The sequence below is a fragment of the Nocardia sp. No.11 genome (assembly GCF_038752175.1).
GTDB lineage: Bacteria > Actinomycetota > Actinomycetes > Mycobacteriales > Mycobacteriaceae > Nocardia > Nocardia canadensis.
The window spans coordinates 19,928-33,692 of sequence record NZ_JBCGFB010000005.1 but is presented as its reverse complement, the minus strand read 5'-3'; the positions used below and the strand labels follow the sequence as shown (position 1 = coordinate 33,692).

Annotated in this window: 7 protein-coding genes; all 7 read right to left on the bottom strand. The window is 69.4% G+C overall.

The genetic code is table 11. The annotated features are described in order from the left end of the window. Positions 1-40 precede the first annotated feature (40 nt). The gene (locus V8688_RS02900) at positions 41-1,585 is read right to left on the bottom strand and encodes an acyl-CoA carboxylase subunit beta (RefSeq protein WP_342800097.1); all 1,545 of its coding nucleotides are present in this window, start codon (positions 1,583-1,585) and stop codon (positions 41-43) included. Next, a complete protein-coding gene (gene pks13 / locus V8688_RS02895; RefSeq protein WP_342800096.1) occupies positions 1,582-6,819 on the bottom strand; it encodes a polyketide synthase Pks13 in 5,238 nt (1,745 codons plus the stop codon). The genes V8688_RS02900 and pks13 overlap by 4 nt, the downstream gene beginning before the upstream one ends. A 95-nt stretch (positions 6,820-6,914) precedes the next feature. Beyond that, positions 6,915-8,831: a long-chain-fatty-acid--AMP ligase FadD32 gene (gene fadD32, locus V8688_RS02890; RefSeq protein ID WP_218721230.1), complete on the bottom strand. Its 1,917-nt coding sequence runs from the start codon at positions 8,829-8,831 to the stop codon at positions 6,915-6,917. Positions 8,832-9,042: 211 nt separating this feature from the next. Then, positions 9,043-10,062 (bottom strand): LLM class F420-dependent oxidoreductase, encoded by a 1,020-nt coding sequence (locus V8688_RS02885; RefSeq protein WP_218721229.1) that lies wholly within the window; start codon positions 10,060-10,062, stop codon positions 9,043-9,045. Between the two features lie 217 nt (positions 10,063-10,279). Beyond that, positions 10,280-11,269 carry a cutinase family protein gene (locus V8688_RS02880; protein ID WP_218721228.1) on the bottom strand — a complete coding sequence of 330 codons (990 nt, stop codon included), beginning with the start codon at positions 11,267-11,269 and terminating at the stop codon, positions 10,280-10,282. After that, positions 11,269-11,784 carry a DUF732 domain-containing protein gene (locus V8688_RS02875; protein WP_342800095.1) on the bottom strand — a complete coding sequence of 172 codons (516 nt, stop codon included), beginning with the start codon at positions 11,782-11,784 and terminating at the stop codon, positions 11,269-11,271. Before V8688_RS02875 ends, V8688_RS02880 begins: the two co-directional genes overlap by 1 nt. Before the next feature lie 113 nt (positions 11,785-11,897). Then, positions 11,898-13,697, bottom strand: coding sequence for an alpha/beta hydrolase-fold protein (locus V8688_RS02870; RefSeq protein WP_255588573.1), 1,800 nt, complete (start codon positions 13,695-13,697; stop codon positions 11,898-11,900). Positions 13,698-13,765: the final 68 nt, after the last annotated feature.

Here is a 13,765-nt window from a genome sequence, read left to right as displayed (position 1 = left end):
CCGGCCGACGACTTCCACTGGCTCGGCGGGCTGGCAGGTACTACAGGGGCAGGACGTGGTGCTTGCGGGGGTTGCGCTGGATCTTCTTGTCCTGGAGGAGCTTCAGGGCTCGGCGGATCTCGAGGCGGGTGGTGGCCGGTTCGATGACCGCGTCGATGAAACCGCGTTCGGCGGCTACCCAGGGGGTGGCGATATTGGCGTTGTAGAAATCGATCAGGTTCTGGCGGATGGCGGCGCGCTGGTCCTCGGGGGCGGCCGCGATCTGGGCGGCCCCGAGCAGGCTGACGGCGCCCTCGGCGCCCATGACCGCGAGGCGGGCCGTCGGCCAGGCCAGGTTGATGTCGGCGCCGAGCTGCTTGGAGCCCATCACCGCGTAGCCGCCGCCGTAGGACTTGCGGACCACCAGGGTGATCTTGGGGACCGAGGCCTCCACGTAGGAGAACAGGAAGCGGCCGCCGCGCTTGATCACGCCGACCTTCTCCTGCTCGACGCCCGGCAGGAAGCCGGGGGTGTCGACGACGAAGATCAGCGGGATCTCGAACGCGTCGCACAGGCGCACGAAATGCGAGGCCTTGTCGGACGCGCGCGCGTCCAAGGCGCCGGCCGAGGCCAGCGGCTGGTTGGCGACGACACCGACGGTGTTGCCGTCGACGCGGGAGAAACCGGTGATGATGTTCTGGCCGGTCTCGGCGCTGATCTCCTTGAACTCACCGTCGTCGAAGATGCGCAGCAGGATGTCGTGCATGTCGTAGCCGGCGTTGTCCGAGTCCGGCATGAGCGTGTTCAGCTCGCGGTCGGAGTCGGTGATCTCCGGCTCCAGGCCGGGATTCACCACCGGCGGCAGTTCCTGGCAGCTGCTCGGCATGTAGCCCAGGTACTCGCGCACCCAGGTGAACGCCGCCTCCTCGTCCTTGGCGACGTGGTGGATGTTGCCGTACTCGGCCTGCGTGCGCGCCCCACCGAGCTCCTCGAGGCTGACGTCCTCGCCGGTGACCTCTTTGATGATCTTCGGGCCGGTCACGAACATGTGCGCCGACTCGGTCGCCACCACCACATCGGTGCAGATCGGCTCGTACACCGCGCCACCGGCGCAGTTGCCGAGGATCAGCGAGACCAGCGGCACCATGCCCGACAGCGGCTCCAGGTTGGTCGCCATCCACGCGTACCAGGCCAGCGAGCTGATCGCCTCCTGCACGCGCGCGCCACCGGAATCGTTGATACCGACCAGCGGGATGCCGACCTTGGACGCGTACTGCATGATCCCGCACAGCTTGCGGCCGAACGCCTCACCGACCGAACCGCCGTACACGGTCTGGTCGTGCGAGAACACCGCCACGGGACGGCCCTCGACCAGACCGTGCCCGACGACGACACCGTCGCCGTAGAGCGCGGCCGGGTCACCCGGCTTGCGGACCAGCGCGCCGATCTCGACGAACGTGCCCGGGTCCATCAACATGTCGATGCGAGCCCTGGCGCTGGGAATGCCCTTCCGCGCGCGCTTCTCGATCCCCTTCGCACCCGCGGGCTCTTTGGCGAGCTCGAGGCGCTGCTGTAGATCGACAAGCTTTTCGGCGGTAGTGCTCACTTCTCTCCCTTGGCGGAAATCGCGGCCAGCTTGGCGGCGAGGTCGGCCCCGATCTGGCCGATCCGCGGTTCGTCGACGATCTGCAGGTGGTCGCCCGGGATGTGGACGATCTCCAGGTTCGGGACGTATTCGTCCCAGCCGCCGTTGGGCTTGCGGTCGGCGAAGCGGGGCTCGAGCTCGATCGCACCGTCGTGGTAGCGATCGGCCAGGTAGAGCACCACGTCACCGTCGTACTTGCGGGGGCGCACCTGCTGCAGCGCGCGGTTCTCGATCCACGAGGTGCGCTGGTGTTCGAGCACACCACCGGGGATCTTCGCGCCCGACAGCTTGATCAGGTCGCTGATCATCGAGAACTGCTCGGCGTCGGAGGCCGCCGCCAGTTCCTCGATCTGGTCGCGGTCGAGTTCGGCGGGCACGTTGTAGGTCTTCTTGGCGAAGGCCTGGTAGCGCTCGAGGCGACGCACGCGTTCCTCGGGGCTGTTGTCCTCGTCCTCGACGGTCATCGCCAGGTCGATCAGGCCGACGTAGCGCACGTCGGCGCCTTCCTCCCGCAGCAGCTGACCCACCTGCAGCGCCAGCACCGCGCCCAGCGACCAGCCGTACAGCACGTACGGGCCGTCGCCCTGGATCTTGCGCAGCTCGGGCAGGTACTGGCGGGCACGCTCCTCGATCGAGCCGTCGACTCGCTCGATGCCGTACATCGGGGTGTCGGCGGGCAGCCGCTTGAGCAGCGGCTCGTAGACCAGGGTGTTGCCGCCGGCCGGGTGGAACACGAATACCGGGGTGGCGGTGGAACCCTCGACGCGGGCCCGCAGCGGGCGGATGAAGCCGTCCACGTCGGCACCGCTGTCCTGCAGGTTGCGCACGATCTCGGAGAGCTGCTCGATGGTCTCGCAGTCGAGCACGTCGTCGACGGTGACCTCGGCGCCCACCCGCTCGGTGAGGCGAGCCGCCATCTTCTCGGCGACCTCCTCCTCCAGAATCGGGAGGGTGTTGAAGATGCCGCCCGGCGAGGTGCCGGTGACCACGGCCCAGGTCGCGTAGGCGAGTCGCTCGGCAGCGTCACGTGGCGGAACGTTGTCCTCGTCCCCGGCCGGGGCCGAGTAGTCGACATCCGGCACGACCGCCGCGACCTCGGCAGGCGCGGTGTCCGTCGAAACCGGCTCGGCGGCAGCGGTATCGGCTGCCACGGCGACGGAGTCCGAGGCAGCGGAAGCAGATTCGGCCGCAGCCGGGGTACCGGCGGCCTCCGACGGCAGGTCCGCGCCCGCGGCCTTGGCGGCGGCCAGCGGGTCCCCACCGGCCGCGATCGCCGCGCGCGCGGCCTCGACGAAGCCGGCGTCCACGCCGATCTCGACGTCTTCACCGGCCGCCTTGGCCGCGGCCTGCTTCTCCGCCATCGCCGCGACCTCGTCGCGGTGCTCGATCGCGTAGCGCAGGACCTTGGAGACCTCGTTGAGGCTGGCGTCGCGCACGGCCGAGACCTGTAGCTGCGGGATGTCGAACTCGTACTCGACGCGGTTCTTGATGCGCATCGCCATCAGCGAGTCCAGGCCGAGCTCCATCAGCGGGATCTCCATCGGGAGGTCCTCGACGGCGTAGCCCATGGACTCGGCGACGATCACGCACAGCCGCTGTTCGACGGTCTCGCTGCCGTTGGGGTCCCAGCGGTCGCTGGTCGCCACGGCCACCTCGGCCGCGGTCGGCTCGGCGACGGCGGCCGGGACGGTCTCGGCGACAACGGGTTCGGGCAGCGCGGCACCGGAGGTGACGACCGCGTCGAACAGCAGCGTGAAACCGGTGGCGTCCTTGGCGTGCACCTGCACCGACGCACCACCGAGATGCGGGGTGAGGGTGGTGGTCAGGGTGCCGGTGCTCGGCAGCGCGGCATGCGGGTGCGAGACCGACACGGCGACATCGGAGAGCACCTGCGCGGCAGCGGCTTTCACCAGCGCGGCCAGATCGGTGACCGAGGCGGCCTGCACCTCCCAGGCGTGGCGGCCGTCGGGCATGGCGACGTGCGCGCCGGGCACCTTGGTGTTGCCGCGACCCGAGGACATGGCGACCTTGGGCCAGTACTCCTTGCGCACGAACGCGGTACGCGGCACGTCGGCGTAATCGCCCTCGGGCAGCAGCGAACTCAGGTTCACGGCGTGGCCGTGCACGTAGAGCTGGGCGAGCGCGCCGATGACACCGGCGGACTCGTCCTCCTTGCGCTTGAGCGTGGGGATGAGCTGCGCGTCGTGCACGCCCGCGGCGAAGGTGGTGCCCAGCACCTGCATCAGCGCGACGGAATTGGGCGCCAGCTCCAGGAACGTGGTGTGCCCGGAGTCGACGGCGGCCTTGATCGCGTTGGTGAAGTACACCGCGTGGCGCATGTTCTTCACCCAGTAGGGCTCGTCGTGGATCGGCTCGGAGCCGGGCTTGAAGTACAAGCCCTCGTGCACGGTCGAGTACAGGCCCGTTGTCAGCGAGGTCGGCTCGATGCCTGCCAGTTCGGCGGCCAGCTCGCCGAGCAGCGGGTCCATCTGCGAGGTGTGGCCCGCGCCGCGGGTGGGCAGGATGCGGGCGAACTTGCCCATGCCCTCCACCTCGGCGACGATCTGCTCGACCTGCTCGCGCGGGCCGCCGATGACGGTGTTGGTCGGCGCGGCGTACACCGCGCACTCGACGTCGGGGAAGCGCGGCAGCAGCTCGGCCACATCGTGGGCGCTGAGCTCGACCAGCGCCATATTGCGCACGTCGTCCTCGGTGATCATCTGCTCGCCCTCGCCCATCAGGCGCGAGCGGGCGCAGATCACGCGCACCGCGTCTTCCAGGCTCAGACCGCCCGCGATGTAGGCGCCGGCGACCTCACCCATCGAATGGCCCACCACCGCGGCGGGTTCGGCACCGTGGGCGCGCAGCACCGCGGCCAGACCCAGCTGGGTGGTGAAGATGCCGACCTGGCAGGTACCGACGTCGTAGTCCTGCTCGTCGTCGAGGAACATCTCGCGGATCGAGTAACCCGCCTCGTCCTGCACCAGCTCGTCGACCTCGTCGACGGTCTTGCGGAAGATCGAGTTCTCGTTGTACAGCTGCTTGGACATCTTGCGGTGCTGCGCGCCGAAGCCGCACATCACCCAGACGGGGGCGTTGGTCGCCGGCGAATCGGCGGTGAACACGCCGGTGCCGGGCTTGCCCTCGGCGATGGCGCGCAGGCCGGTGACGGCCTCGGCGTGCGTCTTGGCCAGCACCACACCGCGCGAACGCTGGTGGCTGCGCTTGGCCAGCGCGCGGGCGACATCGACCAGCGGCACGTCCTTGCCCGGGCCCTCCAGCCAGTCGGCCAGTTCGGCGGCGGCGCGCTTGCGGCGCGAGGGCAGGTAGGCCGACACGGCGATGATCACCGGGAGTGGCTCGGCGCGCTCGCCGTCCCACTCGACGACGACCGGCTGCTCCGGCTCGGCGGCGGCCGCGGTGATCGCGGTGGCCTCGGCGACCACGTCGGTGGTCTCCTCGCCCTCGATCGCCTCGGCCGCGACCTGCTCGACCGTCACGTCCTCGACGACGGGCAGCGACGGCACGTACTCCTGGAGCACGACGTGGGCGTTGGTGCCGCCGAAGCCGAAGCCGGAGATGCCGACGGTCGCGACGCCGCTGTAGCGCGGGTACTCGGTGGGCTCGTCGACGACCTTGAGGTTGGCCTGCTCGAACGGGATGTACGGGCTCGGGCCCGCGTAGTTGATGTTCGGCGGAATCACGTTGTGCTGGAACGACATCAGCACCTTGGCCAGGCTCGCCGCGCCCGCGCCGGATTCCAGGTGGCCGAAGTTGGTCTTGGCGGAGCCGAGCAGCGCGGGCTTGTCGGCGTCGCGGCCGCGGCCGACGATGCGGGCCAGCGCCTCGGCCTCGATCGGGTCACCGATCGGGGTGCCGGTGCCGTGCGCCTCGATGTAGTCGACGGTGGAGGGGGCGATGCCCGCGTCGCGGTAGGCGGCGCGCAGGACGTCGGCCTGAGCCTCCGGGTTCGGGGCGAACAGGCCGTTGGAGCGGCCGTCGGAGTTCACCGCGGAACCCTTGATCACGCCCAGGATGTTGTCGCCGTCGCGCTCGGCGTCGACCAGGCGCTTGAGCACGACCAGACCCGCGCCCTCGGAGCGGACCATGCCGTCGGCGTCGTTGGAGAACGCCTTGATGTGACCGTCCTTGGCGACCGCGCCGTTCTTCTCGAAACCGAGGGTGATGACGGGGGCCAGGATCATGTTCACGCCACCGGCCAGCGCCACGTCGGCCTCGCCGTCGCGCAGCGCGCGCACGGCCTGGTGGACCGCGACGATGGTCGAGGAGCAGGCGGTGTCGACGGTGACCGACGGGCCACGGAAGTCGAAGAAGTAGGAGACGCGGTTGGCGATGATGCCGGTCGACGCGCCGAGCAGGGCGTAGGCCTCCGCCGAGATCGGCAGGCTCGGGTCCCGATCGCCGAGGCCGAGCGAGGCGATCAGCTGGAAATCGCTGCTGGACGAGCCGACGAACACGCCGACCTTCTCGCCCTTGAGCTCGCTGGCCGGGATGCGCGCGTGCTCGAGCGCCTCCCAGGTGAGCTCCATCATCAGCCGCTGCTGCGGGTCGACGCGCTCGACCTCGACCGGCGACATGGCGAAGAACTCGGCGTCGAAGCCCTTGACCACGTCCTGGTCCAGGTAGCCGCCGAGGGTGTTGGACTCGCGGACGGTCTGCGCCACCCCGGGATCGCCGAGGAACTCCGACCAGCGGCCCTCCGGCAGCTCACGGATCGCGTCACCGCGACCGATGATGAACTCCCAGGTCGACTCCGGGGTGCTGCCCGCGCCGGGCAGCCGGGTCGACAGGCCGACCACGGCGATGTCGTGCGTCTCGCCGGGCTGGTAGGCGGCCGCGTAGTCCTCGGTCTCCTCGGCGGGCAGCTCCGGCTCGCCGTTGACGATGACCTCGGCCAGCGAGGCGATCGTCGGATGCTGATAGACCACCGTCGGGGTGAGGATGACGCCGGTCAGTTCCTCGATGTCACCACCGAGGGCGAGGGCATCGCGCGAGGCCAGCCCGAACTCCTCCATCGGCCGGTCGACGGTGATCGCGTCGATCGACTGCCCGGTCGCGTCGGCGACCCATTTGCGCAGCCATTCGCGCAGCTCGGCCACCGAGAGATCACCCGCCGGGGTGGTCTGCGCGGGAACTTCGGGGTTCTGGGTGGGCGTGCCCTCGTTGTCAGCCATCAATTCCTCAAGCTACCTGTCTGCGTACAGGGCGCGCCGTGGAATGACGCCCGACGTGCGCTCACGCCGGGCGTCGATCCGATCCGGTCGGCCGATTACTCTTCCGGTGCATCGGGGAAAGCCTGCTGGGTGTAACCACCGCGCAGCGTTCCCTCGAGGTAGGCGGCCTTGCAGGCCCGCCGGGCGATCTTTCCGCTGGAGGTACGCGGGATGGAACCCGCGGGTACGAGCAGGATGTCACGGGCGGTCACACCGTGCCGCAGCGAGACCGCCGCGCGCACCGCGTCGGCGATCGGGGCCGGGTCGGCCTTGCCCGCGCCGGGACCACGCTCGGCCACGATGACCAGCTGCTCGGACGCGTCGTCGGCGTCGAACTTCAGGCCGGAGTGGCTGTCGGCGGCGAAGACCTCGGCGGGCAGCTGGTTGGCGGGCACCGCGAAGGCGGCGACGAAACCGGGACGCAGCGCCTTGGACGCCTCCTGCGCGGAGAACTCCAGATCCTGCGGGTAGTGGTTGCGGCCGTCGACGATCACCAGGTCCTTGACGCGACCGGTGATGTAGAGCTCGCCGTCGAAGTACACGCCGTAGTCGCCGGTGCGCAGCCAGTCGGCGTCGAGCTCGGTGCCCTCGGCGTGGCTGCCCTCGGCGGCCCGCTCGGTGACCTTGTTGCGGAAGGCCTTGGTCGACTCGTCGGGGCGACCCCAGTAGCCGATGCCCATGTTGTTGCCGTGCAGCCAGATCTCACCGACGTGACCGTCGGGCAGCTCGCGGCCGCCCTCGGGGCGCTCCACCGTCTCGGGATCGATGATGGTGGCCCACTGCGACAGCGCGACATAACCGCAGGCGACCTGCGCGATGGCGTTCTCATGGGTCTGCTCGACCCGCACCATGCGACCGGCGTTCAGCTCGTGCCGGTCGACGTAGACGACCTTGGCCTCGTCCTCGGCCTTGGTCGCCGAGACGAACAGCGTCGCCTCCGCCATGCCGTAGCAGGGCTTGATCGCGGTCTTGGGCAGGCCGTAGGGCGCGAACGCCTCGTTGAACTTCTTCATCGACGACACGGTCACCGGCTCGGAGCCGTTGATCAGGCCGATCACGTTCGACAGGTCCAGCGACTCGCCCGCCTTCGGCAGACCACGCGCCGCGGCGTGCTCGAACGCGAAGTTCGGCGCGGCCGCGAAGGTACCCGCACCGTCGGAGACGGCGGCCAGCTCGTTGATCCAGCGCGACGGGCGGCGCACGAAGGCGCTCGGCGACATGATGGTGATGTAGCGGCCGCCGACCGCGGGCAGGATGACCGTCAGCAGGCCCATGTCGTGGAACAGCGGCAGCCAGGTGACGCCGCGCGAGTTCCAGTCCAGGTTGATCGCCTTGACCATCTGCAGCAGGTTGGTGCCGACCGCGCGGTGGGTGATCTCCACGCCCGCGGGCACCCGGGTGGAACCCGAGGTGTACTGCAGGTAGGCGATGTCGTCGATCGCGGTGTCGGGGCGGACCCAGGACTCCCCGAGGGTGTCCGGGATCGCGTCGACGGCGATGATGCGCGGACGCTGCGCGGCGGGCAGCGAACGGAAGAACTGGCGGACACCGGCGGCCGAGGAGGTCGCGGTGAGGATCGCCGACGGCTCACAGTCGCCGAGCACGGCGTGCAGGCGGTCGGTGTGACCCGGCTCGTCGGGATCGAACAGCGGCACGGCGATGGTGCCCGCGTAGATCGCCGCGAAGAAGGAGATCACGTAGTCCAGGCCCTGCGGCGCGAGGATCGCGACCCGGTCGCCCGGGTTGGTCACCTGCTGCAGGCGAGCGGCCACCGCGCGCAGCCGAACTCCGAACTCCTGCCAGGTCAGCTCGTGCACCTCGCCATCGCGTTCCCGCGAGTAGTCGATGTAGCGGTACGCGAGCGTGTTCGCATCGTTACGGGTGTGCTTCTCGACGTGATCGACCAGGGTCCGACCCTCGGGAATCACAATGTTCCCGGTCTCGTCCAGGTAGTCGTCGAAAGTCTCTTCCATTCCTTCTTCTCCTCCGAGGCCCAGACACCGGTGAATTCTCCCAACGCATTACGGCGTTGACACCCGTGAGGCCCCGACTCGCTATCGCCACCGGCCCCCGGAACACGCCGTGCGTGCGTCCTGACAACCTGCGGATTTTCGAGCGGTCTGCGCGGTGACCGCTATCGGCTAGATGTTCTCAAACCAGAGTCATGTTACAGAGAACCCCCGCTCAGTCCTCCCGCAGCAGCGGAATGACAGGCGCGAAAGCGTCCATCTGGGTGGGGAAGATGCCCACATAGGACATCGACGTGAGTTCGCGCACACGCTTGACCTGTTCGGCGATCTCCTCGAAGGTGCCGATCGCGATGTAGGGCGAACTCAGGATCTGCTCGGCGGTGAGCTCCACGTCGACCTCGAGATCGGGGTGCAGGCCGCGTTCGATCGCGCGCAGCGCCATCTCCGCGGTCTTCTCCCGGTCGTCGGTGATGACGATCGCGGTGATCGCCCAGTTCAGTTCGATGTCGGCGAACCGGTCGCCGGCAGCCTCCTTGACGATGTTGACCTTCTCGATCGTCTTCTCCAGCGTGATGCCGGACAGCAGACCCTTACCGTTCTTCGTGGTCTGCGGGACGATCGAGACGATGTCGGCGTGCTTGGCCGCCAGCGCCAGCATCTTCGGGCCACCGCCACCGGTACACAGCGGGGGACGAGGGCCCTGCCGCGGTCGGGGAGTGCCCTTGATGCCACGCACCTGGTAGTGCTTGCCCTCGAAGTTGCACTCCTGGCCACGCAGCAGCGTGTCCAGGATGGTCAGCGACTCGTCGAGCTTCTCCAGCCGGATGCCGGGGCGCTCGTACGGGATGCCCGCGTTCTCGAACTCTTCCTTGATCCAGCCCGCGCCGACGCCGACCTCGAGCCTGCCCTTGGACAGCACGTCGATGGTGGCCAGGTCCTTGGCCAGCACGACGGGGTGCCGGAAGCCGTTCGCCAGCACCGAGGTGCCGAGGCGGATCTTGTCGGTCGCCTGGGTGAGTGCGCCCAGCGCCGCGATCGGACCGATCTGGTCGCCCAGGTGATCGGGGACGACGAAGGTGTCGTACCCCATCTCCTCGGCCTGCTGCGCAGTCTGGACGAACTTGCGTGCGCCGCCCTCCTGCTTGTTGCCCTCGCCCGCCGCCGCGAAGCGGAACGGACGCAGCGGCGTACCCAGCGCGGTCAACTCACCGACGGGTGCGGCAGCTTCGGTCATGAACTCATCGCTCCTGGCTGTTGCACGCTGCGCGTGCTAGGCGGTGTATTCGGGCCACCGGCTACTCCGCGGTAGCAGAGAAGACGGCGCGATCATCAGCGCACTTTACAGCGTGTGGGCGAATGGGAGTGCGGATGTCACAGCGAGGCATGATCCATGGCAATCACACACCCGCTGTGACTGTGACAACTCCGCCAATCCGGTTCGGCGGGAAGACTCAGGAATGCGGCGGATGCGGCGCGTTCTCGATGAGTCCGGCCGCCCAGTTCACCGTCCACTGGGTCGCGGTGGTGCCCTGTCCGTCCACGGTGTTGCTGGCGTAGAGCGCGTGCACCGGGTTGCCCGCCGAGCGGATCAGCGCGCCCAGGCTGCCCAGGGCATTGGCCGGGTTGAGGGCCTCGCGCGGCGCGTCGCAGATCATATCGCCGGGCGCGCAGATCGAGTACACCTTCGACGCCAGCGAGCCGAACCCACCGGGGCGCGGGCCGGTCATGCTGATGCCGGGCACGTTGACCCCCTTGAGCGCCACCTCGGCGCCCTGGCCCGCCGGCGGCGGATCGCCGATCTCGGTGGGCTGGCCGGGGCCGGTGTCGGCGGTGCGACGGCCGTCGGCGATCACCGTCACGCCGAGCACCTTGTCGGCCGGGACCGGCCCGTTGCCCATGCCGATCTGCGCGGCGACGTCACCGGCGATGACGGCGCCCTGCGAGAACCCGGCGATGACGTAGGTGGTCAGCGGGCACTGCTGGTGCCGCTGGGCCAGGATGTCGGTGGCCCGCGCGGTGCCCTCGGTGCGGCTGTTGTTGTAGGAGGCCTGACCGTCCGGCGGGAAGGCGATCGGGTTCGAGAACTGGGCCACGTAGGGCACCGTGTACACCTCGAGCCGGTCGTCCGGGAACTGCGCGCGCAGCGGCCCCGACACACTGAGCATCAGCGAGATCGGGTTGGCCTGCGGGTTGTACGGATCGTCGTTGCTGGCCGACTCCCAGGTGCCCGGGATCGAGAGCAGCATCACATCGGGGCAGTCCGCCGACTGCGACGTCGGTGGCGGCGGCCCGGGCGGCGTCGGCCCGGGCTCCCGCAACCGGCCGGCGAGCAGATACCAGAGCAGCACGATGACGATGATCGCCAGGACGACCAGGGCCAGCACGGTCAGGCACCCCGCGGGCCAGAGCCTGCGGGTACGTCGCGTCGGTCGGGGGTTCACTAGCAGTAGGTGGCGGTCGCGGCGGCGATGTAGATCTGAGCTGCCTTGTTGACGTCCATCTTGGACTGGTCGAACGCGGTGTCGGTGCCCGCGATCGCCGCCACGTACGGGGCGATATCGGCATCGGAGGCACCGGTGGCGCGGCTGGAGCAGATGTAGCCCGCCGCGGTCAGCGCGATGTCCGGGCTGGCCGGGTTGATCCCGTTCTTGCTCAGCTCGGCCAGGAACGCCTTGTCCTTGTCGGAGGCGGGCGCGGACGCGGACGTGGTCTCCGGCGCTGCCTGCGGCTGCTCGGGCGCGGCCGAGGACTCCGGCGCGGCGCTCGAGGTCGTCGGGTGGTCACCGTGACCGCCCGGCGCGGGCGCCTGGGAGGTCGCCGACGCGGCGGCGCTCGCGCTCGAGGAGAGAGTGGGCGTCTGCGACGCGGTCGAGTCGTTGCCACCACAGGCGGACAGCAGGGCGACGGCAGCCAGGGCCGCGACCGAACCGGCGGCCTTGCCAGGAATCCGATGCATGAAGATGTCTTTCCTCGATCGTTCGTCAGGGAAGCGGTCGCAGACCAGGCTAGCCGGACATCACCGGCCGCCGGGTACCGCGCGGCGAAGCTCAGAGAGTTCTCAGCCCGGGCTCACACCCCATGAACTTCGGGTTTGCCGTCCCGCACCACGATGAACCCGGTCTGAAAATTCTGCTGGATCCCACCGGGGACGGTGAACTCGTCGCTGACCGGATACCCCAGCCTGCCGTTCTCGAACCCCTGTGCGCCCCAGGCGTCGGCGACTGCGCCGTTGCGCACCGACCACGCGCCCGACAGCGGGCTCCAGTAGATGTTGCCGCCCTCGAACCGGCTGTACCGGCCGAGATCCTTCAGCGGCGCCTCCTCGGCGAGCGGGAAGCCCAGCGGGCTGTTCTCGAAGCCGAGCGCGGCGTACTTGTCCAGGATGAAACCCTGTACCCGGTGCGCGCCGGTGGCCGGGCTGTAGAACATCGGGCCGTGCTCGAAGGCCTGCACCGAGCCGTCGCGGCTGGGCGTACGCGCTTCGGCGGCAACGGGATACCCGGCGGGCCCGCGCTCGAAGCCCTGTTTGCCCCACTCCTCCAGGAACGCGCCGCGCATCACCTGCGCGCCGGTCTGCGGCGTCCAGTAGATCGAGCCGCCCTCGAAGGTCTGCATGCGGCCGCGCCCGTCCGGCAGGCCCACCTCGTCACCGGTCGGCATGCCCAGCGGCGACGACGGCCCGCCGACACCGGCGTACGTGCCACCGATACGGCCCGCCACCGCGTGCGCGCCGGTCGCGGCGGAATGGAACACCCGACCGTTCTGGAAGTCCTGCACCATGCCCGCCGCCACCGGGTACTCCGCCGTCAGGCAGTTCCCCAGCCACGCCGCGGCCTGGGCGACCGGGCCGATCGCGCCGCCGGTACCGCACGCGGTGCCGCCGGGATCGGTGCCGAGCGCCGCGGCCGCCTGCGACCACGACTGCCGCATCTCGAAATCCCAGTACGGCCAGGTATGCGTGCCGGCGGGGCGGTAGTTCGCCTGCACCGGGATCGCGAGCTTCTCCAGCTTGGCGACGAAGTTCTGGGTCGACAGCCGCGACAGGATCTCCAGCCCGGTGCCTGCCCAGTTCTCGCTCAGCAGCGGCACCTCGCCCAGCTGGTCGTGACTGCCCGCGAGGCCGCTGCCGCTGGAGACGTACATGCTCACGCCTTTGAGCTTGTCGGCGAGCAGATAAGGATCGTGCGCCGCCCACTCCGGCCCACCGGGCGGGCCCCACATCGACATCGCGTCGAAGCCGCCGGCGTCCTTGTTGGCGAAGGTGATCGCCTGCGGCATACCGAGAGTCGTGGTGGTCAGCAGGCCCGAGTACGAGGCCACGTACTTCATCAGGCCGGGATTGCGGCCCGCCAGGTTCATCGCGGCCGTGCCGCCCATCGACAGGCCCTGTACGCCACGCACATCCGTCGTGCGCCAATCCCGTTCGAGCAGCGGCGGGAGTTCCTTGGTCAGGAATGTCTCCCACTTGTAGGTGCGACCGTTGTCGGGCGCGAGCCAATCGGAGTACCAGCTGGACTGCCCGCCGACCGGCAGCACCACGTTGACGTTCTTGTCGGCGTAGAAGCCCTCGGCGTCGGCGTCCTTGGTCCAGCCGTTCTCGTCGTCCTGGGCGCGCAGACCGTCGAGCATCAGCAGCATCGGGAACTTCGCGTCGGGGCGGATGTTCCAGTCGCGCGCCAGCAGCATCTGCACCTGGATCGGGGTGTTCATCGCGGGCGAGTACACCCACATCGCCACCCGGCGATCGGAGAGCCATTCCACCCGTTGCACGCCCGCGACGCCGGTCTGCGCCTGCGCCTGGCCGGGTATGGCGACCGTCGGCGCGAGCAGCGCCGCGGTCATCGCCGCGATGCCGAGGATCCGCCGCATCGGCGCTCGGACACGATGTTTCAACACGCGCGACCCTCCTCATCCCCACCCTGGGACTGCCTCATCGT

Excerpts from the sequence above, each read along its gene's own strand:
- pks13 (WP_342800096.1), bottom strand. The coding sequence starts at position 6,819 with ATGGCTGACAACGAGGGCACGCCCACCCAGAACCCCGAAGTTCCCGCG.
- fadD32 (WP_218721230.1), bottom strand. The coding sequence starts at position 8,831 with ATGGAAGAGACTTTCGACGACTACCTGGACGAGACCGGGAACATTGTG.
- V8688_RS02885 (WP_218721229.1), bottom strand. The coding sequence starts at position 10,062 with ATGACCGAAGCTGCCGCACCCGTCGGTGAGTTGACCGCGCTGGGTACG.
- V8688_RS02875 (WP_342800095.1), bottom strand. The coding sequence starts at position 11,784 with ATGCATCGGATTCCTGGCAAGGCCGCCGGTTCGGTCGCGGCCCTGGCT.
- V8688_RS02870 (WP_255588573.1), bottom strand. The coding sequence starts at position 13,697 with ATGCGGCGGATCCTCGGCATCGCGGCGATGACCGCGGCGCTGCTCGCG.